This is a genomic window from Pseudomonadaceae bacterium SI-3 (genome assembly GCA_004010935.1).
Taxonomy (GTDB): Bacteria; Pseudomonadota; Gammaproteobacteria; order Pseudomonadales; family Pseudomonadaceae; genus Stutzerimonas.
The window spans coordinates 1,614,118-1,638,158 of sequence record CP026511.1 but is presented as its reverse complement, the minus strand read 5'-3'; the positions used below and the strand labels follow the sequence as shown (position 1 = coordinate 1,638,158).

22 protein-coding genes are annotated in these 24,041 nt (G+C 58.0%); 9 read left to right on the top strand and 13 right to left on the bottom strand.

Translation table 11 applies throughout. The annotated features are described in order from the left end of the window. Nucleotides 1–66: 66 nt before the first annotated feature. The 6 genes from C1896_07925 to C1896_07900 all read right to left on the bottom strand — a co-directional run bounded on the left by C1896_07925 (nucleotide 67) and on the right by C1896_07900 (nucleotide 8,687). Nucleotides 67–2,028: a Tat pathway signal protein gene (locus tag C1896_07925; GenBank protein AZZ44845.1), complete on the bottom strand. Its 1,962-nt coding sequence runs from the start codon at nucleotides 2,026–2,028 to the stop codon at nucleotides 67–69. 34 nt (nucleotides 2,029–2,062) lie between these two features. Next, the gene (locus C1896_07920) at nucleotides 2,063–2,914 is read right to left on the bottom strand and encodes an energy transducer TonB (GenBank protein ID AZZ44844.1); all 852 of its coding nucleotides are present in this window, start codon (nucleotides 2,912–2,914) and stop codon (nucleotides 2,063–2,065) included. Beyond that, nucleotides 2,911–3,372 carry a protein TolR gene (tolR, locus tag C1896_07915; protein ID AZZ44843.1) on the bottom strand — a complete coding sequence of 154 codons (462 nt, stop codon included), beginning with the start codon at nucleotides 3,370–3,372 and terminating at the stop codon, nucleotides 2,911–2,913. Before tolR ends, C1896_07920 begins: the two co-directional genes overlap by 4 nt. A 12-nt stretch (nucleotides 3,373–3,384) precedes the next feature. Continuing rightward, the gene (gene tolQ / locus C1896_07910; GenBank protein ID AZZ44842.1) at nucleotides 3,385–4,098 is read right to left on the bottom strand and encodes a protein TolQ; all 714 of its coding nucleotides are present in this window, start codon (nucleotides 4,096–4,098) and stop codon (nucleotides 3,385–3,387) included. Between the two features lie 87 nt (nucleotides 4,099–4,185). Further along, nucleotides 4,186–6,117: a 3-phytase gene (locus C1896_07905; protein ID AZZ44841.1), complete on the bottom strand. Its 1,932-nt coding sequence runs from the start codon at nucleotides 6,115–6,117 to the stop codon at nucleotides 4,186–4,188. Between the two features lie 86 nt (nucleotides 6,118–6,203). Then, entirely contained in the window at nucleotides 6,204–8,687 is a 2,484-nt protein-coding gene (locus C1896_07900) for a TonB-dependent receptor (protein ID AZZ44840.1), read from the bottom strand. Nucleotides 8,688–9,392: 705 nt separating this feature from the next. On the opposite strand from C1896_07900, the gene C1896_07895 reads away from it, so the two are divergent. Together C1896_07895 and C1896_07890 are read left to right on the top strand one after the other, a co-directional pair. Next, nucleotides 9,393–10,307: a GGDEF domain-containing protein gene (locus tag C1896_07895; protein ID AZZ44839.1), complete on the top strand. Its 915-nt coding sequence runs from the start codon at nucleotides 9,393–9,395 to the stop codon at nucleotides 10,305–10,307. 10 nt (nucleotides 10,308–10,317) lie between these two features. Further along, nucleotides 10,318–11,343, top strand: coding sequence for an AraC family transcriptional regulator (locus tag C1896_07890; protein AZZ44838.1), 1,026 nt, complete (start codon nucleotides 10,318–10,320; stop codon nucleotides 11,341–11,343). Nucleotides 11,344–11,980: 637 nt separating this feature from the next. On the opposite strand, the gene C1896_07885 is transcribed toward C1896_07890, so the two are convergent. The 4 genes from C1896_07885 to C1896_07870 all read right to left on the bottom strand — a co-directional run bounded on the left by C1896_07885 (nucleotide 11,981) and on the right by C1896_07870 (nucleotide 15,827). After that, nucleotides 11,981–12,982: a hydroxyacid dehydrogenase gene (locus tag C1896_07885; GenBank protein AZZ44837.1), complete on the bottom strand. Its 1,002-nt coding sequence runs from the start codon at nucleotides 12,980–12,982 to the stop codon at nucleotides 11,981–11,983. A gap of 120 nt (nucleotides 12,983–13,102) precedes the next feature. Next, nucleotides 13,103–13,522: a hypothetical protein gene (locus C1896_07880; GenBank protein AZZ44836.1), complete on the bottom strand. Its 420-nt coding sequence runs from the start codon at nucleotides 13,520–13,522 to the stop codon at nucleotides 13,103–13,105. Nucleotides 13,523–13,531: 9 nt separating this feature from the next. After that, nucleotides 13,532–14,983 (bottom strand): GMC family oxidoreductase, encoded by a 1,452-nt coding sequence (locus C1896_07875; protein AZZ44835.1) that lies wholly within the window; start codon nucleotides 14,981–14,983, stop codon nucleotides 13,532–13,534. A 196-nt stretch (nucleotides 14,984–15,179) separates the two neighbouring features. Next, complete coding sequence (locus C1896_07870) at nucleotides 15,180–15,827, bottom strand: hypothetical protein (protein AZZ44834.1); 648 nt, start codon at nucleotides 15,825–15,827, stop codon at nucleotides 15,180–15,182. Between the two features lie 170 nt (nucleotides 15,828–15,997). Between C1896_07870 and C1896_07865 the strand changes: the two genes are divergently transcribed. Beyond that, nucleotides 15,998–16,258, top strand: coding sequence for a hypothetical protein (locus C1896_07865; GenBank protein ID AZZ44833.1), 261 nt, complete (start codon nucleotides 15,998–16,000; stop codon nucleotides 16,256–16,258). A gap of 228 nt (nucleotides 16,259–16,486) precedes the next feature. Here C1896_07865 and C1896_07860 read toward each other — a convergent pair whose 3' ends face one another. Together C1896_07860 and C1896_07855 are read right to left on the bottom strand one after the other, a co-directional pair. Continuing rightward, the gene (locus C1896_07860; GenBank protein AZZ47574.1) at nucleotides 16,487–17,023 is read right to left on the bottom strand and encodes a glutamate synthase; all 537 of its coding nucleotides are present in this window, start codon (nucleotides 17,021–17,023) and stop codon (nucleotides 16,487–16,489) included. 272 nt (nucleotides 17,024–17,295) lie between these two features. After that, nucleotides 17,296–17,700, bottom strand: coding sequence for an osmotically inducible protein C (locus tag C1896_07855; protein AZZ47573.1), 405 nt, complete (start codon nucleotides 17,698–17,700; stop codon nucleotides 17,296–17,298). A 538-nt stretch (nucleotides 17,701–18,238) separates the two neighbouring features. Between C1896_07855 and C1896_07850 the strand changes: the two genes are divergently transcribed. The 3 genes from C1896_07850 to C1896_07840 all read left to right on the top strand — a co-directional run bounded on the left by C1896_07850 (nucleotide 18,239) and on the right by C1896_07840 (nucleotide 21,444). Then, on the top strand, nucleotides 18,239–19,756 hold the full coding sequence (locus tag C1896_07850) for an integrase (GenBank protein ID AZZ44832.1): 1,518 nt from the start codon (nucleotides 18,239–18,241) through the stop codon (nucleotides 19,754–19,756). 1,296 nt (nucleotides 19,757–21,052) lie between these two features. Then, entirely contained in the window at nucleotides 21,053–21,256 is a 204-nt protein-coding gene (locus C1896_07845; protein AZZ44831.1) for a hypothetical protein, read from the top strand. Between the two features lie 5 nt (nucleotides 21,257–21,261). Beyond that, a complete protein-coding gene (locus tag C1896_07840) occupies nucleotides 21,262–21,444 on the top strand; it encodes a hypothetical protein (GenBank protein AZZ44830.1) in 183 nt (60 codons plus the stop codon). 107 nt (nucleotides 21,445–21,551) lie between these two features. On the opposite strand, the gene C1896_07835 is transcribed toward C1896_07840, so the two are convergent. Then, complete coding sequence (locus C1896_07835; protein ID AZZ44829.1) at nucleotides 21,552–21,797, bottom strand: hypothetical protein; 246 nt, start codon at nucleotides 21,795–21,797, stop codon at nucleotides 21,552–21,554. 106 nt (nucleotides 21,798–21,903) lie between these two features. Here C1896_07835 and C1896_07830 point away from each other — a divergent pair, with 106 nt between their 5' ends. The 3 genes from C1896_07830 (at nucleotide 21,904) to C1896_07820 (ending at nucleotide 24,011) form a co-directional block, all read left to right on the top strand. Beyond that, complete coding sequence (locus C1896_07830) at nucleotides 21,904–23,043, top strand: hypothetical protein (GenBank protein AZZ44828.1); 1,140 nt, start codon at nucleotides 21,904–21,906, stop codon at nucleotides 23,041–23,043. Between the two features lie 178 nt (nucleotides 23,044–23,221). Continuing rightward, the gene (locus tag C1896_07825) at nucleotides 23,222–23,746 is read left to right on the top strand and encodes a hypothetical protein (protein AZZ44827.1); all 525 of its coding nucleotides are present in this window, start codon (nucleotides 23,222–23,224) and stop codon (nucleotides 23,744–23,746) included. A 1-nt stretch (nucleotide 23,747) separates the two neighbouring features. After that, entirely contained in the window at nucleotides 23,748–24,011 is a 264-nt protein-coding gene (locus tag C1896_07820; GenBank protein AZZ44826.1) for a hypothetical protein, read from the top strand. Nucleotides 24,012–24,041 lie beyond the last annotated feature (30 nt).

Sequence of the window (24,041 nt, the reverse complement as noted above, 5' to 3'; positions counted from 1 at the left end):
ACGTTCAGCGTAACTGCGGCGCACAAACATGAGCGCGCCGGCAGGCCTGCCCATCGCTAACAGCCATCAGGTCCCAATGATGCCGCCATCGTCCTTGGTAATAAGCACTGTCGAGGCCCGGGGACGCGTCTTGCCATCGCTGGCCGGGAAGCTCAGCTCGGGGTGCTGCACGTTGATCCACATGGCGCGGTAGTCCGGGCTCCAGGTGATACCCGTGATTTCGCAGCCGCGAGGGCCGACCAGAAAGCGCCGCACCTCGCGGGTGCGCGGGTCAGCACAGAGCAGCTGATTGGTGCCCATGGCCTGCATCGCGGCCTCGTCGTCGCCGTAGTCGGTCTCAATCCACAGCCGGCCAGCGTTATCGAAGGCCAGCCCATCGGGTGAGGAAAAGATATCCCCGTTGATGGTGCCGGTGAGGTTGGCCGGTACTGGCTCACCCTCTGCGCCCTTGGCGCCGGGCTGCTCGCCAGCCAGCAGGAAGACTTCCCACGTGAAGGCGGTCGCGGTGGGGTCGGCGCCCTCTTCACTCCAGCGCAGAATTTGGCCGTGCAGATTCACGGGACGCGGATTGGCCTTGTCGGTGGGCCACTTGATGCCGCGGTTGTCGTTGTTGGTCAGGGTTACATAGACCTCGCGACTGCGCGGGTGCACGGCCACCCACTCCGGCCGGTCCATGGGCGTCGCGCCCACGTGGTCGCCAGCGGCGCGGGCGTTGAGCAACACTTCAGCCTGGTCGGCGAAACCGTTCTCGGCGGTCAGGCCGCTCTGTCCGTGGACCAGCGCCAGCCACTCGCCGCTGCCATCGGCGTTGAACCGCGCCACGTACAAGGTGCCATCGTCCAGTAGTCGCCGGTTGGCCTGATCATCACCCGCTACATAACGGCCGCTTGGAACGAATTTGTAGACGTATTCGCCCTTGGTGTCGTCGCCGGAATAGAAGGCCATGCGGCCGTCGTCACCCAGCGAAAGAACGGAACACTCGCGGCAGTAGCGACCGAACGCGGTGCGCTTGACCGGCTTGCTCGCTGGGTCGAAGGGATCGACCTCGACCACCCAACCGAAACGGTTCGGCTCATGTACATGGCCGCCGTGCGGTTGCGTCGGGTCCGGTGTGGCGTTGAAGCGGGCGTCGGCGGTTTCCCAACCGTAGAGTTTGCTCAAGCCCTTGCCTTCGATGCCATAGCGCTTATGCGACACGCGCTTGGCCATGTCTTCGGCGTCATGGTTGACGAAGTAGTTGTGCCAGTTCTCCTCGCACACCAGATAGGTGCCCCAGGGCGTGAAGCCGCTGGAACAGTTGTTCAGCGTGCCGATGATTTCGCGGCCGCTGGGGTCGGAAGCGGTCTTTAGCGCGTCGTTGCCGGCCAGCGGGCCGCCCACCGCCATCGGCGTCATGCCCGAGATGCGCCGGTTGTAGCGCGACGGCATGACCCGTTGCCATTGGCCCTGTGCATCCTTTTTCACTTCGATGACGCTGACGCCATGAGCTGCCTGCTCTTTGCGCACCTCATCCAGCGGGCGCTTGCCGTCGGTAAACGTCATGCCGTTAGGATGCAGCGGCGGGTTGACGTACTCGTGGTTCATCACCAGCAGGCCGTGGCTGTCCGGATTTTCCGGGAAGGGAAAGAAATGCATGCCGTCATGGTTGTCGCCCGCCTGCTTGAGCTGGGCCTGCCAATCATCAGTGGCGTCCGGATTCCACTCGGGGGCGTCCGCCATGACGGCATCACCCCAGGAAAAGAACGTCCGTGCGCTGTAGCCCGGTGCAACCTGCACGCTATCGAACGCTGGGTCTAGCTGCGTGGGGATGCCCTTGAAGCCGATCAGCGACTCAGACTGCACGGCGCTACGACAGGCGCCCAGACTGCCGCCAAGAAAGCCCAGTGCGGCAAGGCCCATGCCGCCCTTGAGCAGGTTGCGTCGGCTGCGATCGACAAGCTGCTCCAACGAGACGTTGGCGCTCGGGTTGATCGCCTGATCATCGAGCGCGGAAAGGTTGGCGTGAAAGCTTTGGAAATCCTGTTTCATCATTAACTCGTTAAGCAAATGGGTCCGGTCCGCATCACTGGATGCGGTAGTGAAAGGTGTTTTTGACCTCGGGAACGGTCACGGCGCGACCGTCGACGATCCGAGGTTGGTAGCGAAAGCTTTTAGCAGCCGTAAGTGACGGTCGGATAAACAACGGATGGCAGTCTTCCAGCGCTTTCGGGTTCTCGATCCGCCCCTGTGGGTTGACCGAATAACTGACGGTGCAGGTGCCTTCGATGCCCTTGTCCAGCGCACGCGATGGGTAGTCAGGTGCGTCCTTGGCGATGGGCAGGTACTGGCGACTGGCAGCCGCTGCGGCTTCGGCTTGGCGCGCGCGTTCTGCAGCGGCCGCCGCTTCGGCACGTGCCGCCTGTTGGCGCTGTTGTTCCTCACGAGCCAGCTGCTCGCGGCGCTGGGCTTCGCGCTGCTGCCGCTCGACTTCGATGCGTTCCTGCCGTTCGCGCTCCAGCTGCTCTTTGCGCTGCTGCTTGGCTCGTTGCTGCTCTTTGACGCGCGCCTCCTCTGCCTGTCGCTCCTGCTCGGCGCGCTTGTAGGCCAGATCGGCCTGTTCCAGGCGCTGCTGTTCGATCTGCGGATCGACCTGCGGTTCCTCGATGACCGTCTCCACCAGCGGCTCCGGGACGGGTGTCGGCTCGGGCTCAATCACAGCCTCCGCCGCCGGCTTGGGAGTCGGCAGGCTGATCAGTTGGGTCTTGAGCACTTGAGTCTGGCTCGGAGCACTCAGCTCGGGCGTCCAGCCATGCAGCAACAGACCGAACACGCCAGCGTGCAGCGCCAGGGTGACCGCCGCAGCACCGGCATGGCTGCGCCACTGCGGACGCGCTACCGGGAAGCTCGTTGGTAGCGTCATGGTCAGGCTGCTCATGGCGTAGGCTGCCCAGGTGGCGCCTCGGTAATCAGACCGAGGTTCACCACCCCGCCGCGCTGCAGCTCGGCGATCCCGGCCACCACGCGGCCATAGTCCGCAGCATCATCAGCGCGTACGTAGACCTGGGTATCGCCGCGCTCGGCGATGATCGCGGCGACCTTCTCGCGCATTTCCCCGAGGTCGATGGCGCTGTCCGTCTGGTCCTCGGCATTCAGCTCGGTGCCCAGCTGCCAGTAGAAGCCGCCGTCGGCCTTCACCGAGAGGGTCAGAATCTGCCGCTCATTCTCGATGGGCAGCGCCTCAGCAGCGACCTTGGGCAATTCAATCTTCACACCCTGCACCAGCATCGGCGCGGTGACCATGAAGATCACCAGCAGCACCAGCATCACATCGATGTAGGGCACCACATTCATTTCGGCTTTGGGGCCGTGTTTACGCTGCGGTTTGACCAGCATGACGAAGCTCCTTCAGGCGGCAGCGGCGACGCTGGGCGAGCCGGCATGCAGGCGACGATGCAGGCGCGCCTGCAGCTCGTTGGCGAAGCTGTAATAACGCCCGCTCAGGGTCTGGCCGCGGGCGGAAAAGCGGTTGTAGGCCATCACCGCGGGGATAGCCGCAAACAGGCCGATGGCCGTGGCGATCAGCGCTTCCGCAATGCCCGGAGCAACGGTGGAGAGAGTCGCCTGCTGCACCATGGACAGACCAAGGAAGGAATTCATGATCCCCCACACCGTACCGAACAGCCCGATATAAGGGCTGACCGAACCGACCGTGGCGAGGAACTGCAAACCGCCTTCCAAACGCTCTTCCTGCTCGGAAATGGCGACATACAGGCTGCGCTCCACCCCCTCGATCACCGCATCCGGCGCAATGCCCGGCTGGCGCTGCAGCTGGCTGAATTCCTGATATCCAGCGAGAAAGATGCGCTGCAGGGCCGCCTCCCCGGGCAGCGGCTGATCACTGCCCTCGCGATACAACTGGGTCAGTTCCGCGCCGCTACGAAAGCGCTGCAGAAAGGTTTTCAAAAGGCGTTCGCTGCGGCGCAAGGCCGCGCCTCGCTGGATGATGAGGTACCAACTGGCAATCGAGGCCAGCACCAGAATCACCATCACCAGTTGCACCACCAGGCTGGCCTCGCTGACCAGACCCCAGACCGACATATGTTCACTTTGCATCTGTATTTCCTCCGGCCGCCCTGTGGGACGGCACTCGTTTATTACTTTCAGGGAACGTTGCGGGCGTCGCCTGATGCATTCATGCGACCGAGGTCAGTCCAGCCCTAGCGCGTCAGCAACCGCTGCCCACGGCAGGTATTTGTAGTTCTGAGCGCCTTCGGGCATGCGTTTGCGGCCGTCCTGCACCACCAGCATGCCGCGACTCCAAATACCGCCGAGGTTGGCCGAAGTGACCTCCAGCCCATCGGTCTCCGATGCGCCATCGATGCCGCGCTCGGCATTCAAACCAACGCGGAATGCGCCGCGAACGGCGTAAGGCGCGGCGGCATCCAGGACCAGATAGCTGTCGTTACCCTGGCTCGAGATGACCAAATAATCGGCCTTCGCACCTTGGTAGAGCGCCAGCCCCTCGACGTCGTCATGCAACGGGCCGCCGACACCGATCACCTTCTCCAGCTTCGCCGGTGCATCACCACGGGCATCCAGCGTCCAGACCGCCTCGTCTTCCTCGCCGACGAAGAGCCGCTGGGTGCGGTCATCGGCCACGCATCCCTCGGGTTGACTGGCGACCTTGAACTGCCGCACCAGCTCACCACGCGGCGAGCCGCTGGAACCATCCAGGCGGTACTGCAGAAAGGTGCCGTCCTTGTCGTTGGCGATCGCATGGATAGCGCCCTGGCGATCCTTGAACATGCACAGGCCATAGATTTCGGAGATCGGCGTGGCGATCTGGCCGATGTCGCTCAACTGCCCGCTCGTTGGATCGATGGCGAACAGGTGCAGGCTGTTGTGATCCCGATTGCTGGCCACGGCGAGGTCAACCTGCTTGCCGCCGAGAACAAAGCCGGTGCGCACGTCCAGGTTGTTCAACCGCCCGACGGGCAGGTACTGGAGCTGCTTGCCGGTCAGGTCGTACACGCCGAGCCCGCCCTTCTTGTCGGTGCCCAGCACACGGCTTCTGGTCCGGTCGCTGGCGTTGACCCAGATCGCCGGGTCATCGGCAGCATCCCCCAGGTGCGGCACCGGATCGGTCTGGACCTGAGCCGGCAGCATCGGGATGACAGCCGTCACGGTCGGCGACGGTGGCTGCCAGTCCAGACGGGCCGCGTGGGCGCCACGCTCATCGGTCAGCAGCAGCTCGATGCCTCGCTCGGTCAATCGGGCGCTGATCTGCTCAGGCTCGTCGAAGCCTTCGAGCGGCAGTACCGAATGGCTACGCCAGCTGTCGGCGTCTCGCCCATAGAGGTGCAGCGCGCCGGCTTCCGGGTCTAGCGCCAGCAATCCGCCGGGCACCAATGCCATGCCGGCAGTTGCTTCGGCGATACCCCCGAACGGCTGAACCATATCCACCGGATCGCGCACAAGCGGTGCTTCGGCATCCGCCGCGTAACGCCAGAGGCCCACGCCTTCTTCGTTGACGATCAGCTCGCCGGTTTGATCATTCACCTGGCAGTAGCCGCTTTCCGGCGGCAGGCTCAGGCCGCGTACGCGCTGCGGCGTCGCAAGTGGGCGCATGTCGGCGGCGACCAGCCATTGCTCACCGATACCTTCTTCACCGACCAAAAACAGGAAGCTGTTGCGCGCCGCGTCGCGGAACAAGCACAGCCCTTCGATGGCGAAGTCGGTTCGCGGGATGTACAGCGGCTGGCTCCAGCGATGCTCGCGGTCAAGCCCTAGCAACACGGCCTGCTGGCGCTTGCGGTCGAGGGTGGCGATCAGCATGCCCTGCCTGCCTACGCGATAATCCAGGCCTTCAAAGCGGCCTTTGAAATCGCTGATTACCGCGCCCTTGGCGTCGAGTATCTGCAGCCCGCGAGAATCCGGGCGAACAATCAGCTGGGAAGCATCGGGCCATAAGTCCGCATCTGAAATCAGCTGAGCGCTCACGGCTTCCAGCGGTGCGGCATCCACGATGCTCAGGTTCGCCGCCGGCTGCTTGTCGGAGTCGACGCCCGCTCCGGACTGACAGGCCGCAAGCGCAATGCAGAGGCTCAGCAGCATGGGTTTATGCAAAGTCATGTACATGGTTTTTCCAATCAGCAGCCGCTGACCGCCACCATTCCGAAAAGGGGAACAGAGCAGAGGCGGGGCGGCGAATAAGTCGAAGTTGGTCAGAAGTGCGTCAGGGTCAGGCCAAGCTTGTAGGTCGGGCCGTATTCCTCGTACTGGGCGTTGAAGTTGCTGCGCCCGGTGTAGACGAAGTAGGACTCGTCCGTGAGGTTCAACGCCTCGAGCGTCACCTGCAGGTTCGGCGTGATGAAGTAGCCTGCCTTGAAGTCCACGAACAGCTGATCGTCTGCGTAGAGATCGTGGGCTGCGTCATCGATACCGGCCACTTCGGCCAGATACTCGGATTTGTAGTTGGCCGCCAGACGCATGTTGAACACGTCATTCTCCCAACCGACCATGAGGTTGCCGACGCTATCGGAGTGGTTTGGCAGGTCGATGCTGCGACTGCTGCCCTGCCCTTCGATCTCTGCATCGGATTTGCTGAAGGTGGCGTTGGCGCCCAGCAGCACGCCATTCCAAGGTGCCGGTAGCCAGTTCAGCTTCTGCGAATAGGCCAACTCGACACCATAGAGCTTGGCGCTGCTGCCGTTCTCGAAGCTCAGCGCTTCGTCGAATCCAGTCCATTGGCCCGTGCCGGCCAGATCGGTGTTGTAGATGAAGTTGTCGATGTCCTTGTAGAACAGATAGGCCGACACGGCGCCCGCGCGGCCCATGTAGTGCTCGATGCCGAGGTCGTAGTTCATCGACTCCAGTGGCTTGAGGTCCGGGTTGCCAAACTCCGCATCTTCGCCATCGATGACGAAGCCAGGCGCCAGCTGTTCGAACGTCGGGCGCACCACTGTATTGGTCCAGGCCGCCCGAACGAAGGTATCGGGCGTCAGCTCATAGCGCGCATGCAAGCCCGGCAGCCAATGTTCATAACGGTTGTCGCTGGATACGGCTTCGAACTCACCGTCGCGCAGGCCGGTGCCCTTGGCACTGAACTCGGTGCCCTCATAGCGCAGGCCGGCGATGATGCGCCACTTGTCCAAGTCGAGGGTGTTCATGAAATACGCAGCGTTGATGTCTTCGCTCATGTCGAAGTCGCCGATGCGCGACTCCTCTTGATCGTAGTACTCGCTCGCATCGAGGCCGCCAATCAGGCCTTCCAGGCCGCCGGCACTTATGCCCGAACCGAAGCGGTCCAGCGCGTAGTCGACCTTGCCGCTCTGGAAGTCGGCCAGGGTCAGGTCGTCGAAATCGTCGTAGGCCCAGATCTCGGCGTCGTTGGTCTTGTCGCGCCGGCTGAGCTTGCCACCGAACTTGAGCTGGGAGGCGTAGCCCTGGATGTCGTAATCACGGGCCAGATCCAGACGGATGTTTTTCTCTTTGTCGCGCGCATCGGTCTTCTCCCACTCCACCTCGTCCAGCTCGAAGCTCGCAGGATCGTAGAAAGACGGGTCGACGGTCAGGCGCGGTTTGTTCGTGCTGGAGAAACCGACGTCAGCGAAGTCACCCTCGAACGTCGCGCTGGAAATGCCGCCCGGGTTGCGCTCGCGGGCCTCGCTGTAGCCGACCTGACCGCTGAGGGTCCAGAAGCCCATCATCCGCTCGCCACCGAACACGTAGGACTGGATGGTCTGGGTTTCCTCGCGGGACTTCAGCTCACGCCAGCCCTCGGCATCGCCCAGCTCGCCGGCCCGTTGCGCATCTTCGAACTCGACCCCGGCTGCGTTGCGGGTCTCAGTGTCCTTGAAGCGGCTGTATAGCGTGCGCAGGTAATAGCTGCTGAAGTCGTCTGGCTGGTAATCGAAGTTCAGACCAAAGCCGGTGCGCTCGCGGGTGATCTCGTAGTCGCGCTGCTCGAACTCCCGCAGCCGGGCCCCATCGTCTTCGAAATCCCACTTGCCGCCGGTCTCGACGTTGTCCGAGCCAAAGTCGCGATCCTGCCAGCTCAGTGCCGCGGCCACACCGAAGTTGTCGACGCCATCGCCCAGGCTGAAGCGGTTGCTGATGGCACCGGAGAATTTCGGGCTGGTCTCGCCGACGTTCTCGTCGTAGCTGGCTTCGGTACTGAGGCTGTAGAACAGGCCGTCGTGGTCGAACGCGGAGAGGCTCTCCACCTCGATGGTGCCGCCCAGGGAGTTGGCGTCCATGTCCGGCGTGAGGGTCTTGACCACTGAAAGCGACTGCACCAGTTCCGAAGGCAGCACATCCAGTGCCACGGCGCGGCGGCCGCTTTCCGGCGAGGGCACCAGGGTGCCGTTGATAGTGACGCTGTTCAGGTCCGGCGCGATGCCGCGCACGCTGACGAAGCGACCTTCACCCTGATCGCGCTCAACGGACAGGCCGGGGATCCGCTGCAAGGCTTCGGCGGCGCTGTCATCGGGCAACTGGCCGATGCCATCGGCATGGACGACGCTTTTCACGCTGTCGGAGTTGCGCTGGTCCCTCAATGCTTCGTCGATGCTGACGGCCTGACCGATCACCTCGACGTGCTCCATGACAAGCGGCTCCTCGGCCCAGGCCGAACCGGCGCTGATGGCCAGGGCCAGCAGGCTGATGCGGAAACCTGCATGACGGATGCCGCTGCGGTATGTGCTCATGAACAATCCCCCGAACGCTGTTTACCGGGTCCATCCCGGAACTGGAGCGGACGGTAGGGTCGGGATATGGCGGTTCTGTGACAGGGTTTTTTGCTGGTGCGCCAGAGAGGGATTATTGGGGTGGTTTGGGGTATGAGGTGAGCCGATATGACCCGCCTCCGGCTCGGGCGCAACGCTCAACCCGTAGGGTGGGCTTTAGCCCACCACAAGCACATCGCGACTCCGTCACGGTGGGCTGAAGCCCACCCTACGCCGCTACGAGACGCGGGGGCGCGTTGCTTCTTTGCTGGCAGACGAACCATCAGACGCCGCCGAACGCCCCTTTCAGCAGGCCGAATGGAATCGCTACGTAGAGGGGCGAGCGGCATGGATGCCGCGAGAGCCGTGAAGGGCCATGGATGGCCCTTGCGCGGCGACCCACGGAGCAGCGATGGAATGAGGGAAGTCGAGCGCAGCGAACCGGGGACGCCTAGTTCGGATGCAGGGGCAAGACCTTTTGGTTCCTTTTGGGGCGACTGCCAAAAGGGACTCGCCCAGCAGGGCGAAACCAAGCCATCAAGCAACTCCCTAATCCGCTTACACTCAAAAAAGAGCAACATCGAAAAAAACCATTGAGCCAATTCAACCCCCACCCCATTCATCCAACCGTCACATCCATCTGTTTCCGTGCCCTCACGCACTGGCGCGGCTCGCCACGGAGACCTGATGAAATCCCTGCTCAAACTCCACACCCTCACCCTGCTCGGCCTCGCTTTCGTCGCCAATCTTGGTCTGCAGGTCTACCTGGCGACCGGCCAGATCAAAACCTGGGCGGAGATCAACTGGACGGACGTCGCCGGCGAAGGCGGCTCTGCCGTGCTGGCGCTCGCCTGGCTGATCATGCTGCTGCACAGCCGTCCAGCCGGTCGTGTGACACGGCTGCTCGCCCTGGGCCTGGCCTGCGTGTTCTTTTCCTGGTGGATGGACACGCTGGACGAGTTCATCCAGCTGCCGGAGCTGGCCGTCTGGGACAACTGGCTGGAGACCGCGCCAATGCCCATCGGTTTGCTGCTGTTGACGCTGGGCATTTATCACCTCAACCAGGAACAGCGTGCCATCAGCCAGCAGATGAGCAAGCGTGAGAAAGGATTCCGCGAGCACCGCCTGTTCGACAAGCTGACCCCATTGGGCGCCGCGGAATACTTGCGCCAGCAGGTGCAGCTGGCGCTCGGTCACGCCCAGGCGGAACAGCAGCCACTGTCACTGGTGGTCGTGGACCTGGACGATTTCAACACAATCAATCAGCGCTACGGCCAGGCAGAGGGGGATGCGGTTTTGCAGGCCATGGCGCAGCTACTGCTGCTCAATCTGCGCCGTCAGGATCTACTCTGCCGCTTGGCCGGGGATCGCTTCGTGGCGGTGTTGCCAAACACGGGTGAGACCCAGGCCCGAATGATCGCAGATGAACTGCAACAGGCCGTGGCCAGCCTGGCGCACAAAACAACACAGCACGGCGAACGGGTACACCTCCGTGCAAGCACAGGGACCGTGATGGCGTTCGACGAGGATGCTGAACAGCTGCTCAAACGCCTCAATTTGAACCTGGCCAAAACCAAGCAGCAGCTGCCGCGCTGCGCCTGAGGAAACGGCCATGCCCCCTGGTTACGATTGCGACACGCGTTTCATCACCGCTCATCACCAGCCGGCCGTGCTGATCGATCTGGCGCTGTCACGCGGGATCGACAACCACCAGCTACTGCGTGGTAGTGGGCTGTTCTATGAAGACGTCATCAGTGGCCAGGCGCGGATCAGTCCCCTGCAGTTCCTGACCTTAATCGGAAACGCGCAGCGCTTGCTTGAGGCTGACGACAGCAGCTTTCTGTTCGGCCAGCGCCTGTTACCCGGCCACTACGGCGAGGTCAGCCACGCGCTGACCCATGCCTGCACCTTGCAACAGGCGCTGGAACAGCTGCAGCAATTCCGCGTCCTGCTCAGTCCGCTACTGACGCCCCGGCTGTTCCTCGACGAGCGGAGGGCATACCTGTACTGGACCGACAACTGTGGTATCGGTAACCAGCAGCGGTTCCTCACCGAAGCCAGCCTGACCGCCGTGGTGGCGATGAGCAGACGGCTATCCGGCGAGCGCCTCCCTTGGCGCTTCCACCTCGCCTACCCGCAGCCGCGGCATGTCGAGCAGTACTGGGTGCACCTGAGCGAGCAGCTGACCTTCGCCAGTCAGATGACCATGATGAGCCTGCCGCTGGAATATCTGCACAAGCCCTGGCCAGGCGCCTCGGCGACCGCCGGGCAGGTCGCGCAGCAGGCGAGTTGCGCGCAGCTGGAGAGCCTTGGCTGGCCTGGCAGCTTTATCGATCAGCTGTACGACCATCTCTACGCGAACATCCGAGAGCCGCTGAATCTGGAGCGTGTCGCCCAGTCCTTCGAGATGAGTCCCGCCTCGCTCAAGCGCAAACTGCACAAGCATGGCACCGGCTTTCAGGAACAGCTGGATCAGGTACGCAAGCATGTAGCGCTGTACCTGTACCAAATGAAGGGCTACAGCAATGATGAAGTGGCGAGCTACCTGCGCTTCAACGACACCACCAATTTCCGCCGTTCGTTCAAACGCTGGACCGGGCTAGCGCCGAGTAGCCTGCGCCAGCTATTCCAGAGCTGACCCGGTCGGGCGTATCGCCGCGCCGTGCCTGTCGATGGGACTATTGGTCGGCTCGGAGTTGAGACGAGTAACCTTCGCTTGGGTTGGTTGTGCTTCCTTCGCGTTGCGCTGAAGACTCGAGAGGGTCAACGCTCGACGCAGCAACAGCGCGGCGATACCGGCAACGGCGAGAAATGTGATTAGCACCGGTATGGCTTGTTCGTTCATGCGTCTAGCTCACCCTTAGTAAAGCGTCGCGGCAGCGATAGCCTTTTGATACTACCGGCGATAATGGGCGAATACCATCGCTGCATTAAGCGGTCGCAGCCAGGCTTTGCCCGTCCACTCTCCGACGAACGGAGGGACAAATCGACTTCTAGCGAGTCGTAACTGGGTCGCTACGCCTAATAACTCGAGATGGCTGAGAGGGCTGACTTAGATGCATCGGGAATACACCAGGCAATACCATCAACTGCGTACCCACATCGAACGGATGCTAGACAGCGGCGCGGTGATTGCTGAACGAGCGCCACTGACGATCAGACGTGGGAATCAGGTTTATCAGGTGGCATGCGGGATGCTGATCAGCGAGCAGAGCCCACGCTGATCCGGCTAGGGCTCCGCCTGGCAATCCAGGCGCCAAAGCGAACCGTGATGGCTACACCAGCTTGTCGGCGGTCACCCGATGCAGGGCACCGCTACCCTGCTCGAAGGCGCTGATATTCGCCAGCGTAGTCTCGGCGATATTAGTCAGCGCTTCCGCAGTGAAAAATGCCTGATGCCCAGTTATCAACACGTTGGGAAAGGTCGTCAGGCGCATGAACAAATCGTCACTGATGACCTGCTGTGAAAGGTCCTGGAAGAAAAGGTTTTCTTCCTCCTCGTAAACATCCAGCCCCAGCCGACCGATCCTTCCGCTCTTGAGACCCTCGATGACTGCGCGCGTATCGACCACACGGCCTCGGCCGGTGTTGACCAACATTACGCCCGGTTTCATCTGAGCAATCGCGTCGGCATCGATCAGGTGGTTGGTTTCCGGGGTCAGCGGGCAGTGCAGCGAAATGATGTCCGCTTCGCCGAACAGTTTTTCCAGCGGCACATAGCTGACGAATTCCTTCGCATCGGCGCTGGGAAACGGATCGCTAGCCAGCACCCTGCAACCGAAGCCATGCATGATGTCGGCGAAGATAAGGCCGATCTTGCCGGTCCCAATCACGCCCACCGTCTTACCGTACAGGTCGAAACCGAGCAGGCCATCGAGGGAGAAATTTCCTTCACGCACGCGGTTATAGGCGCGATGGGTCATCCTGTTGAGCCCGAGCACCAGTGCCACTGCATGCTCTGCCACCGCGTGGGGCGAATATGCCGGCACTCGCGCCACCGTCATGCCCAGCCGCTCCGCCTCGGCGAGGTCGACGTTATTGAAACCGGCCGACCGCAGGGCGATGAGCTCCGTACCGCTGGAATGCAAGCGCTGCAGCACCTCGCGGTCGAGCTTGTCGTTAACGAAGGCACAGATGCCAGCGAAACCCGCCGCTAGCGGCGCGGTTTCCGCGGTCAGCCGGGCGTCCAGATAGACCAGGTGGTGCTGGTGCGCCTGGTTGGCCTGGTCGAGAAATGTGCGATCGTAGGGCTTGGTACTGAAGACGGCGATGCGCATGAACAGGCCTCCGGAAAGACGGATTGAGGGGGCCACCCAGCCTGTCACTTGATCCATCGAATGACACTGCAAAGGCCATTGACCGACGGGCTCAACGAGGCAGGCGGATACCGTATGACCTCACGCCAGCCCGTCGAACCGGGCGTAAGGGTTGCTGCAGGGCAACCGGTAGCCAAGAAAGCTAACCTTGGGATTGGTCTTGTTCTGCTGCCGCAAAAAATCAGTCGAAACCATGAAATCCGTTAACAAGCGGCGCTCGAAGTTGTCGACCCGAAGATCAGTGTAGGCTGTTCCCACTCCGGTTTGCTGGCGGATCTTGTAGAGCCCCATCAATGCGGCCAGCTTCTCCGAGCCGTAGTGGTCAGCCATCGCATCGACGAATTTGCGCTGATCGTCAGGATCCATCTGGAAGTTTCCCACCAGCCGTTGCAGCAGCTGAGGAATGAAGACCTGGCGGTCCTCGTAGACCCAGGCGCCAGATCCGATTGCCACCAGACCCAGTGTGGCGGCGGACGAAATCAACAACGTACGACGTTTCATGGGCAATCCTTAGCTATAAAGCAGGTCGGCAGCACGGATGGACAAGGCGGCAGCCGTCAGGCTGGGATTCGCCGGCGAGCAGCTCGGGTAAGTAGCAGTACCGACGACAACAAGATTGCGCATCTTGTGATGCACCATATGCCCATCGACGACCGAACCGTCATCCACCTGCCCCATGCGCAACGTGCCCTGCACGTGCGATTCCGTCAGACGCCATTCCCTGAAGTTGATCGACTCAACCGGCAGCGGCGCGAGCAATTTTTCCAGGCTATCGAGGCCGTACTGAACCCCCTTCATGCCGTAGTCGGACTCGCCGCGGTAGTCGATGATCGCCTGCCCTGTCTGCGGGTCGATGACGACCCGGTTCTCGACGTTGGGCAGGTCTTCGCTCACCAGCATCAACGGCAGCGTCTGGTTCCAGCGTCCGATTTCTGGGCGTAGCCCATACGGCCAGCGATTTTCAAAGTAGACCAGGCACGCCGAGTGCTCCTTACGGAAGTCACCGTCGTATAGCGAGTAATTAAGGCCAGTGGTAATCGTGCTGCCATCGAAGTTGCCCAGCCCATCGAGATACACCTCGACGTTGGCCCCCACTTGCTCGTGCAGACCCATACCGGTTTCGCCAAAGTTGATATCCGAACGCAGCAGGATCGCCGGGCTCTGAATGGCATTGGCGCCCAGCACGAACAGATCACCGAATACTTTGAACTCCTGTCCATCGGAGCGGATTGTGACGCCCTTAATGATGTTGCCTTGGTATTCGAGTGTGCGCACTTCGGTCTTCAGGCACACATCTACCTTGGGATGGCTGTACAGCTCGGCCAAGCCATTCTGCGCGGTGAACTTGGCGTTCATCGGGCAGAGATTGCAGGTGGCATTGGCACAGCAGACGCCTCGGGTGCCGGTCGCGACCCGAGCACGCCCGGTCGGCATGATGAAATGATGGTCGGGCATGGCCTCCTTCATCAACATGTCAATGGAGGAGCCTTTATGTGGAGGCTGGGGGAAGGGTTGGCTGCGAGGCAACACTCGGGTCATGTCTGGGTCGCCCGCGATCGACATGATCTGCTCGGCCTGGCAATAGTAGGGTTCGAGCTCGGCATAGCTCAGCGGCCAATCGTTGCCGACACCGTAGCGCGTCCGAATGGCGAAATCGCTGGGATGCAAACGAGGCGTCTGTGAATACCAGCAATTCATTCCACCGCCCAAGGCGATGGTGGTATTCCAGGGCTTTTCGCCGCGGTTGTCGTAGGTGGAGTCCGGCTTGATGGCAGAACTGCTCTGGGTCTGGATCTGCCAATCCCAGGGATGGAAGTCACCCCACTCTAGGATCAATGCGCGCCCGGTGAGGTGTTTCAAGGCTTCGGTCAAAAAGAAGCTCGAACCAAAACCAGACCCGACTACAACCAACTCATAGTGCTCTTCGTTGATGTCCTTTGCGCTTACCCGGTTGATCTCCACGACCGATTCCCTTAGTGCTGCAGCCTCGCCGAAACCAAGCTGTCCAATCGTTTACACGTCAGCAATGTCCTGCTGCGCAGCGCATGTCACGGCTTAAACCCGGCGTATCGCTACGACACGCGCTGAGAAGCCAGTTCTACGTGACCTTTGAAACGAAGCGGAGTTCCAGCCTGCTTAAGCCCATGCGTGCGAAGGGCTAGTCATCCAGCCCTTCCGATAGCCATCGCCTTACCCGGCGACGGTCACGCCAGGAGGTCAGCTGGTGGGTGAACGGGCTCTCCGGCACCAGACGGCATTCCGGATCGGTGAGGTCGCCCAGCTTGAAGCGGCGCAACACACCCAGCGGGTGGCGCTCTGGCCCGTAAAACGCCACCGCGCGGATTTCCATGCAGTGGAACTGCCAGTCACCCACGGGCTGATGGCCTTGAAGCTCGATGCCATTGAGCTCGGCAACTCGCCGCAACATACCCTGAAAGGTCCCGACGTGAATGAAATCACCACTGCTTAACGGCCCCTGGTGGGTGGTCTGGTGGATGGCGAGGTCGGGGGACACGTCATCTTCCATGCTCTGGCGAATGTCGGTGATGTCCACTTCCAAGGGCCCACGTGACGTCACCACCGAGACCACGAGCTGATTGATGAACATCGGCTCGGCACTCATGTTGGAGATGATGCAAAGCGAGCCAAGCCCTTTGCCTGCGCCTCGATTGATAAGCAGGCTCGGCTGACGCTGCCGTCTGAAGTTTCGCAGGAGCAAATGCGCATAGAACATCCACACCAGAAGCGTGCTCAAGGAGATCAGCAACGAAACGAGCTGCTGGTTCTTCATTAACCAATCGATCATGTAGCGTCTCGGTAAGTGATTCCCAGCTGAGACAGTCCAAATACGACTGGGTGCCCCACCCCTGTCGGGAAGCACCGCTCTATGCGCGGCCCGTCCAGCAGCAGACACGAACGAACGTCAGCCGCTGCAGGTCCGAAACATGGAGCCCGCAAACAGTCGAGGGATATCAAATGAAGAGCTTGAGCATCGCTTCATCAGTGTTACTAGCCCTGCTAGCAACCGCCGCATCGGCCAATCAGGAGCCGACCGAGCCTGAGCCGGCCGACACCAACAGCCAGGCCCAGCAGGACCTCAACAACGAGGCAAGCGCACATGGCTACCAGAACCCTACCGGCGAAGACCCGCAACCACGTTTAACCGAGGACACGATCGAAAACGCTCACGGAGACGACGAGCGCGTAGATGACGAAGAGGATTCGCAGAAACGATGATTGGCTGACCATCGCGCTGGCGACGACCTGAGTTGCCGTCTGCGACTGTGGACGGCATCAGCCTTGTTACACCCGGCGTCTGGACTGGCCAGCGTGGCAGGACGCATCGGCGCATGAGCAAAGCGGCGGGATGCTACAGCTTGTATGTGGAGACGCTGTCCGAATGCATGACTACATTCTCCGTGCGCCGCAGCCGGGCGGCCACGGGCAGGTCAGTAAAGCAGACGGCTAGTCGACAGCGCGCCTGAGGGTGAAAGCGCCCCGCAGCTCCGCAAGCTTGAAGCCCCGAGCTTCGTCCTCGGGATAATACTGGTCAATCAGCGCCGCCAGCTCGGGTTTGATCGAACCACCATGACAGGCCAGACACGCCTCGCCAGTGGGAATGGCCTTCATCATTCGAAACTCACCGTCCACCATTTCGGCATGCGACATGTTTTGCAGCGGCTCCCCCTCCGCAGCGCGCTGCTGAAACTGCTCCAGCACAGCGCGCTCCCAGGGATCGGGGGCATTGTCCTGGTTGCGCAGCTTCAGTGCCGTGCGACCCACCCGCCAAGGCGCCTCGCTATGCTCGGCAGTGATCTGCGGCGCCATTTGCTGGCAGGCCTGCACCGCCTGTTGCGGTCCGCCACTTTCCACAGCGGACTTCACCGTGGCCATCAGCTGCTGCTGAAATGGAGGAATGAGTGCCATCCCCTCACTGATCAATGGACCCAGTGGCTCTGCTTGGGCAGACAAGCTCAACGCCAAACAGCTCAAGGGCAACAGATAGCGCATAAAAACTCCTTGGGGGCCTAGCGGCCGAATGCGATGAATGGAATCGAAAATCAACAGGGCCGGCGATCATCGAACCGTCCTGCGACCAGGCAGCTACGGCGCTGCCGCGGATTACCTATGTGCTGCCGCACGGGGCGCGCACGCCAGCGCCGAAAAAACCAATTTATCTAACCGTCCAGCCCACTACGCCAAAGCGCTTCAGCGCCCTCCGCGCCCTCCGCGCCCAGCTGCCCTTTGCTTTAGCGGGTGTTCGGCTTCAGCTCTCAGCCTGCCAACTCGCTGTGCAGACGCGTGCCACGCAGCAGGTTGTCTGCCAACGGACACCGGCGCTCTACCTCGGCGAGGAATTCCTGTTTTTGCTCCAGCGTCATGTCAGCATCGATATCCACCCGAAGACGCACTTCCTCGAAGCCCGGCCGCACGCTGGTGTCCCGCCCGAGCAACCCGGCCGGATCGTAGTCCGCCTCGACTTCGAAGCGCATGCCACGCAGCTCCACCTTGCGCTGGTGGGCGAGGAAACGACCGATCGTTCCGAAGCACCCCGCAAGCGCCGCCAAGACCAGCTCCAAAGGGCTCGGCCCGGTATCAGTACCGAACGCGGCGCGCGGCTGATCAATGAGTACTCGGTGATTGCCGCAAGCCACTTCGATTGCAAAGCCGTTACCCATGCTGCCTTGAACACTGATGGTCTTCACGTGGTTATGTCCCTGAGAAAAGAGCTTTGAGCGCCTGGCGTGCGGCTGATGATGAACCGCGAACCCACCGAACGCGTGCCTGACAACGCTTTTCGTATCCCGCCGATAACGTGCACGAACTATATTATATGTATTTATATTTTGTATAGAAACAAATAGTTCTGCCGCCAGAACTTCTCTGGCAAGCCAATCTGAACAGACTGGGACATCTCGGAAGAAAGGCGCGCGTAGCTCTGGTCCGACTCTAGCACCGGCCACGGAAAAGGATGAGGCGACGCAGGGTGAGGTGGCGGTCGCGGAGCGATGGCTCCACCAGACCAAACCAAATCGCAGAAACGAAGAAGCCCCGTAATCATGAAATTACGGGGCTTCTAGAAGAATGGCGGAGAGATAGGGACTCTAAAATCTCTCCCCTGCAAGCCAGAAACGACGCTATTCCGGGCCTTCCAGCGCCAATAGTAGTAGAATTGAGTAGTAGAACCCACTCTATCACTCAGCCCCGGCGTGGATCATGGCAGACCATATTTTTCAGAAAAAGAAAGAATCGACATGGTACGTGCGCTTGGATATTCCCGAGGGAGTGCGTCCCGCTTTTGGTGGTAGCCGAGTATTTCTACGCTCGTTGAAAACCGCTCGCCGCTCAGAAGCAATGGAACGCCGCCTGCCGTGGCTGGCGAAATGGAAAGCGGAGATACGGGACGCTAAAGAACGGAAAGCCCTGTTAGGGGACGCATGGCGTGAGGAGCTGCACGCACAGTCGGTTGAGCAACAGAAGAATAAAGAACGGCGAATCCTCAACCTGTTCAGCAAGGCTCAAACCAGCGCTACCGGACCTGTAGATTTATCGTGGATCGAAGGATTGCGGGAAGTGGTTGAAGGCTTTATCGAAGCTGGTAGGCCCGACTTGGCTGAAAAGGTTGTCGTAACGTTCCAGCACTATCTTGATGAGCTGCCAAATCTGAACCCCGGCAGCGGTGCCCAGCTAGTCGAAAAGATGGTGGCGTTCTTCGGGGAGATTGAAGCCTCAGTGACAGCAGATGAGTACGAGCTATCTCAGGAAGAGACCGAGGAAGCCATGCGCATCATGGCGGACCACACCGTATACAAGCCCCGCTCCCCCATCACTCAGAAAAGAATCGAAGCCTTCCGCCTATATCAAGAGCGCAAAGGCATCGAGCCAAAGACCATCGACCAGATGTCCCGTCGAGTGGATCAGTTTTCAAAGTATCTGAACGAGACGGGCAAGCCGGTGAGCTTCGACACGGTGTCGGCCTACCTCGATCAGCTAACAGACAAGGCCGGGAACGCTCTCAGCTCAAAAACTAAGAAGCAACACGCATGGTCATGCAGCAGCTTTTGGAAATGGGCTTGTAAGCACGATGTTGATTGGCGGGAACAATACAAAGGCCAGCCCAATCCTTTTGCCGATCACGACTATCCAACGATCAAAGGCGAGGCTGTGAGCTGGGATGCATTCAGTAAGGGGGACGTTGAACACCTGCACGCTCTGGCAGTTGAAAAGAAAGACCAACCTTTAGCTGACCTGATTGCGCTGGGTGCGTACACAGGCGCTCGGCTTGAAGAGATTGGCAGGATTCACCGCGACAACCTTACCTTTAAAGACGGTGTGCCCATCAGCTTCTCGATCACAGAAGCCAAGAGTGCCGCTGGTATCCGAGAGGTACCTATCCATCCTCAGATTGCTGATCTTGTGTCGTCGCTGCTTGAAGCTTCCCCAGATGGCTACCTGTTGCCCGGTGGCAATAATAAATATGGGAATCGCCTGGACTCGCTCAGCAAACGCTTCGGGCGGCTGAAGACAGCAGCAGGGTTCGGAAAAGAGCATGTGTTCCACAGCATCAGGAAGACCGCTATCACTCTCGTGCATCAAGCAGGTGCGGACGTGGCAGTGATGCCGGGATTGTTCGGACACGAGACGGGAATGATTACGTTCGATCTTTACTCAAAGGGTCCGAGTTTGGAACAGAAAGCCAAGGTGATTGGTTTACTGTCCTTCGCCTTCCCCTGAACATCGAACGAAGTAGCCTTTTTCGTGGGGAAAATCGTAGTTAAAAACGACGATAGGCTTTTCAGTCGTGCGGCGACTCAGCTACAGCCAAATAAGGCGATTTAATGCGCTATAGCGCGGGACAATCATAGTTGATAAATATATGCAAGTTTTGTTTGTCAGTATTTAATATTTAGTTTAAAATAGATGCCTTCCTTGAAATTGGTGGGTAAAGCGTGGTGGCGTAAGCTTCCTGCGTCCGACCGCGACTGTTTCTCGTACTAGATCGGCTATCGTGGTGTGGGCACAGCCGATACGTTTCCCCTAACGTCCTGTTAGCCTTTCTGGGCTATGTGAAATGCACGGGGGTAATCATAGGCGCAGCATACGTCCTATGACTTGGCAGAGCGGCTTAGCCGACCGACTCTGGAGAATTTATTCTCACTAACGACGACTCACTTGGATGGCGTAGCAATACGCACTCGGCTCAGGTCTCGGAAGGTTTCAAGCATAAGAATCTTAATTCAGTCTAAGCACTTGTATCTGAGAAGATGCTACCCACTAAACAATGGGGAACGGTGTATGGCTGGGTATTGATTTCTTTTACTTGGTTTCCTTCTCTGATCTACTTGGATGTATAAGCTGATAAAAGTAAATACATAAATTTAATAGCATCTAATACTAAACACTCACCACATACCGACTACCGCTTGTCGGAACAATGGTTGGAGTGAAAATAATTATAATCAGCCAATACGGCTACAAGCCTTATTACATCAGGCTTTCAGCCTTACCACTATGCTCAACAACAACTAAGTGAAACCCTAACTACTTGACATTAACCAGTATAATATGAGATAATTTACATATAGCTAGAGAACTAACTGAACACTTTATTTTTCTACGCAAAACTTTCGCTTTAAACACCCCGACTCCCAATTAAAAATTACCTCATTTATGTTTTGCTGTGCCCGGCATTCAAGTTTTTGAAAAGAGTTTAGAATGCTACAAAGGGCTTTGCAGCACCTCCTTAACAGGAGGTTTTTACCTACTGAGCAGCGTGAAAACGGTGCTCCACAAATACTAACGAGCAACCAGTTCATTTTTCGAATGGGCCGGACTGCTTTCAAGTATAGACATCACTCCTCACTTCTTCTTGCAGTGGTGTCTGAAAGATTCAAGCTGGTCCCTTGAGTCTTTCACCCTTACCTTGAAGCCCAGCATTTAAAACTGTTGGGCTTCTTTATGCGTCAAAGAAACTCCGTCCGTACTCGATCCAAACTAACTGTTAATTATCCTAACCACTGGAGGAAAACCATGTCCGAAGAAAAACAAATCAGCTGCGCGTGGTGCAACGAGCTATTTACACCACATCGCAAAAACCACGTCACTTGCAGCAACAACTGTTGTGTCAAGCGCTACCAACAAAAGCAAGCTATTCGCTCTCTGCTCTTTAAGATCAAAGACCCTACTCAACTGGCAGCGATGGAAGTGTTCGCGGTGGCTCTGATTGATGACTGACGATAATGAAAGACGCACCTAAGTCTACGAAGAAGATCACTACCACATACAACGAGTCACTGCTGGATCGTTTCAGGGAAGTAGCTAACGGACGAAGCCTTACATCGGTCGTCCTGTCGCAGCTACAGGCCTGGATTGTGGAGCAAGAATTGAAGGAGGAGTTCAAAACATTGAAAATAGAACAGTAGTAATTACGCATAACAACACATATGCCTGTAAGCCAGTAACCACAAGCCATCCAGCCTTTTAACAAAGAGTAAATCTAATGAAAGTTAAGCTCAGTGACCAAGCGGCATCAGTGCTTCTCGATCTGTATCAACGTAGTGGAGAGACAGGCAACGTCACTCACTTCCTGAATAAACTGATTTGCAAACAAGAACATCAATTCCCATATCTTGAGGATAATAAAAATGCCAGTAGTACGAACCCGAGTCTGCCAACACTGCAACACTGAATTCAGCACCAGCCAATACGCCGCTAAATTCTGTTCTGTCTCCTGCCGCACTAAAGCACGTAACACCAAAACAGCATCTAAGCGCATTGCCAATCTTCCAGCATGTGATGAATGGCTGTGGGTAAGTCGTGAATGCAAGCGAGCTGGCACAGTAGAGATTCTACAAGATGTTGATCTGATCGAATTGTTTTCGGTGTATCGCCGTCGCTTCAAATGCTACGGTTGGAATGCAGACAAACAAAAATCGAAATTCCATCTTTGCCACATAAACCCTTCCCAAGGTAAAGACACTGTAGGGCTTTTACATCATCAGAATCTTTTCATAGGCGGCAGCCTTGCCAATCAGGTATACGGCGCTACGGAGGTACAGGGTGCTGGCCTGTGCATCAAGCGCAGTAGCTTGAAAACCAAGTGGCTTGTAGATAAGGACGCATCTGACAAGGCCGTACTGACGAAGGTGCAAAAGTATCTAGGCACCAAGCTCGTAGAGTATGCAAAGCAACACCCTATTCGTAAGAGTCAGCGTTTCGGACTAGCGAAGAAGATCAAGACGGAGTTTCCCAAATGCGAGGTTCCGCTACTTGAGCTTGAACGTATGGGTATGACAGCCCTTAGAAAGCTCTACGCCTCACTGCAAGAGCAAGAGCTATTCACCTTGAGTCTGACAGCACGCCGAACGCTTGTCGTGTACCTCGAAGAGCTGGAGCGGTTTGCAGAGCAGTGCCAAGACCCTGCCAAAAGTAGCGATTACAGGTTCACAGCTGACGCTGTTCGGTGCGTATCTCTTTGGTTGATGAGCCAGAAAGATCAAGGTGGTTTTGATGCCATTGGTGGTTTTGTGTACGGCTCTTATTTTTACCCTGTACGCCTGAAGCCTGAACAAGATGGTAGTGATCTTCGAGACTTTGCCGCTTTCACTGCATTCAACGTCCTGCAAGGTGCCAAGCCTGATCGCAAGCTAATCAGCAATACGCTTCGTAAGTATCTGGAGCTGACGACTTTAGACCATCACGATTCAAGAAACGATCACGGTTCTGACTGGCTAACTCACGCATCTTGGATTCAAGAAGACTTAGAAATCTTCACAATGCAAACCGAACTTAACAAACAAGCTCTACATAACGCTGGTCTGGTAGATGCAGAGTTCTTGTACTGGTGGATTGAGAGTAAGAAGGAATCCCTACAGGTAGCCAGCTTCTATGATGATGCTCACTTCACTGAGTGCAGAGGGCTGAACGACTACCCCGACCATTATTATCAGGTCGGAGATGATTATGTTCCTTCTCCTCCTGCAAGCCCCTGGGACGACGAACCGGATTTCGTACCATTTTAAAGTAAAACGCATCACAGCTACAGTAGTAATTGCACGTTACAACACTTCTGCCTCAACACTTAGTGCCACGGGGCTTTCAGCAGTTTAAACGATATACATAACCAGATTTTGCTCTTCCTAACGAAGTGCATTCAATAGGGCACTGTTGCCCATTCAAAAACCAAAGAGGTAATGCAAGATGACTAACACCACAACTCAAAACATCAACTCAAAACACGTACAACGCCCGATGGTATTCGATGCTCAACAGCTTGCAGAGCGCGTAGCGAAAGCGAAGGCTGAATATCTCGAAGGTAAGTATGAGCACGGCGCTTGGCGCTATCAAGCAGCAGTGATCGAAAGCACTCCAACATTGCAGATGTTGTTGGAGCTTACGCTAAAGCTTGAGAAGGAAGGCCGTCCTCTGTTCCCCCACGCATATGAAGCCTCGGCATCGCCGGGATACTATCGTGCTTACTTCTATCGCCCACAAGGAGAGATTGACGCTGACATTGCCGCTCTAACCGTAAAGATCGAAGAAGAGTATCGAGCAGAAATCGAATCTTGGAACGCTTCTCAAGTCGAGCTTCTTGCTTCCCAGCTGTACGAAGCTGAGAAAAAGAAAGCCGCAGATGCTGAGAACAAAAAGGAAGAGAAAGCTAAAGCCAAGGCTCTTGAAGAAGCTCAAACCTACTTTGCCTCTATCACAAAGGAGGGCAAATAGTATGTCGCTCAACAAAGAGGAGCTATACCTTCGTTTACTGAAGAAAAAAGAACGTCCTCCTTCTACTACCCCTATGCCATCAACTAAACCTGATCGTTCAATTGAGTTGCAAGAATCTGCTGTAAAGGAGGCTATCGAAGCCATTCCTGAACGGCCTTCTGAGGTACTTGTAGAAGAGCAAGAAGTAAAGCAGGAGTACAGCGAAGAAACGAAGAGGTTAGGCCGTGAGCTTGGAAACTGGATCAGGGAATGCCGTAGTCGTTAGACATTTACAAACACATAGGAAACAGCAGCC

Bases quoted from the DNA above. Each gene is read 5' to 3' on its own strand.
- C1896_07890 (AZZ44838.1), top strand. From the start codon at position 10,318: ATGCCCCCTGGTTACGATTGCGACACGCGTTTCATCACCGCTCATCAC.
- C1896_07835 (AZZ44829.1), bottom strand. From the start codon at position 21,797: ATGCGCTTAGATGCTGTTTTGGTGTTACGTGCTTTAGTGCGGCAGGAG.
- C1896_07885 (AZZ44837.1), bottom strand. From the start codon at position 12,982: ATGCGCATCGCCGTCTTCAGTACCAAGCCCTACGATCGCACATTTCTC.
- C1896_07820 (AZZ44826.1), top strand. From the start codon at position 23,748: ATGTCGCTCAACAAAGAGGAGCTATACCTTCGTTTACTGAAGAAAAAA.
- C1896_07900 (AZZ44840.1), bottom strand. From the start codon at position 8,687: ATGAGCACATACCGCAGCGGCATCCGTCATGCAGGTTTCCGCATCAGC.
- C1896_07845 (AZZ44831.1), top strand. From the start codon at position 21,053: ATGTCCGAAGAAAAACAAATCAGCTGCGCGTGGTGCAACGAGCTATTT.
- C1896_07850 (AZZ44832.1), top strand. From the start codon at position 18,239: ATGGCAGACCATATTTTTCAGAAAAAGAAAGAATCGACATGGTACGTG.
- C1896_07880 (AZZ44836.1), bottom strand. From the start codon at position 13,522: ATGAAACGTCGTACGTTGTTGATTTCGTCCGCCGCCACACTGGGTCTG.
- C1896_07920 (AZZ44844.1), bottom strand. From the start codon at position 2,914: ATGAGCAGCCTGACCATGACGCTACCAACGAGCTTCCCGGTAGCGCGT.
- C1896_07855 (AZZ47573.1), bottom strand. From the start codon at position 17,700: ATGGGTAACGGCTTTGCAATCGAAGTGGCTTGCGGCAATCACCGAGTA.
- C1896_07870 (AZZ44834.1), bottom strand. From the start codon at position 15,827: ATGATCGATTGGTTAATGAAGAACCAGCAGCTCGTTTCGTTGCTGATC.
- C1896_07925 (AZZ44845.1), bottom strand. From the start codon at position 2,028: ATGAAACAGGATTTCCAAAGCTTTCACGCCAACCTTTCCGCGCTCGAT.
- C1896_07865 (AZZ44833.1), top strand. From the start codon at position 15,998: ATGAAGAGCTTGAGCATCGCTTCATCAGTGTTACTAGCCCTGCTAGCA.
- tolR (AZZ44843.1), bottom strand. From the start codon at position 3,372: ATGCTGGTCAAACCGCAGCGTAAACACGGCCCCAAAGCCGAAATGAAT.
- C1896_07825 (AZZ44827.1), top strand. From the start codon at position 23,222: ATGACTAACACCACAACTCAAAACATCAACTCAAAACACGTACAACGC.
- C1896_07895 (AZZ44839.1), top strand. From the start codon at position 9,393: ATGAAATCCCTGCTCAAACTCCACACCCTCACCCTGCTCGGCCTCGCT.
- C1896_07905 (AZZ44841.1), bottom strand. From the start codon at position 6,117: ATGTACATGACTTTGCATAAACCCATGCTGCTGAGCCTCTGCATTGCG.
- C1896_07840 (AZZ44830.1), top strand. From the start codon at position 21,262: ATGAAAGACGCACCTAAGTCTACGAAGAAGATCACTACCACATACAAC.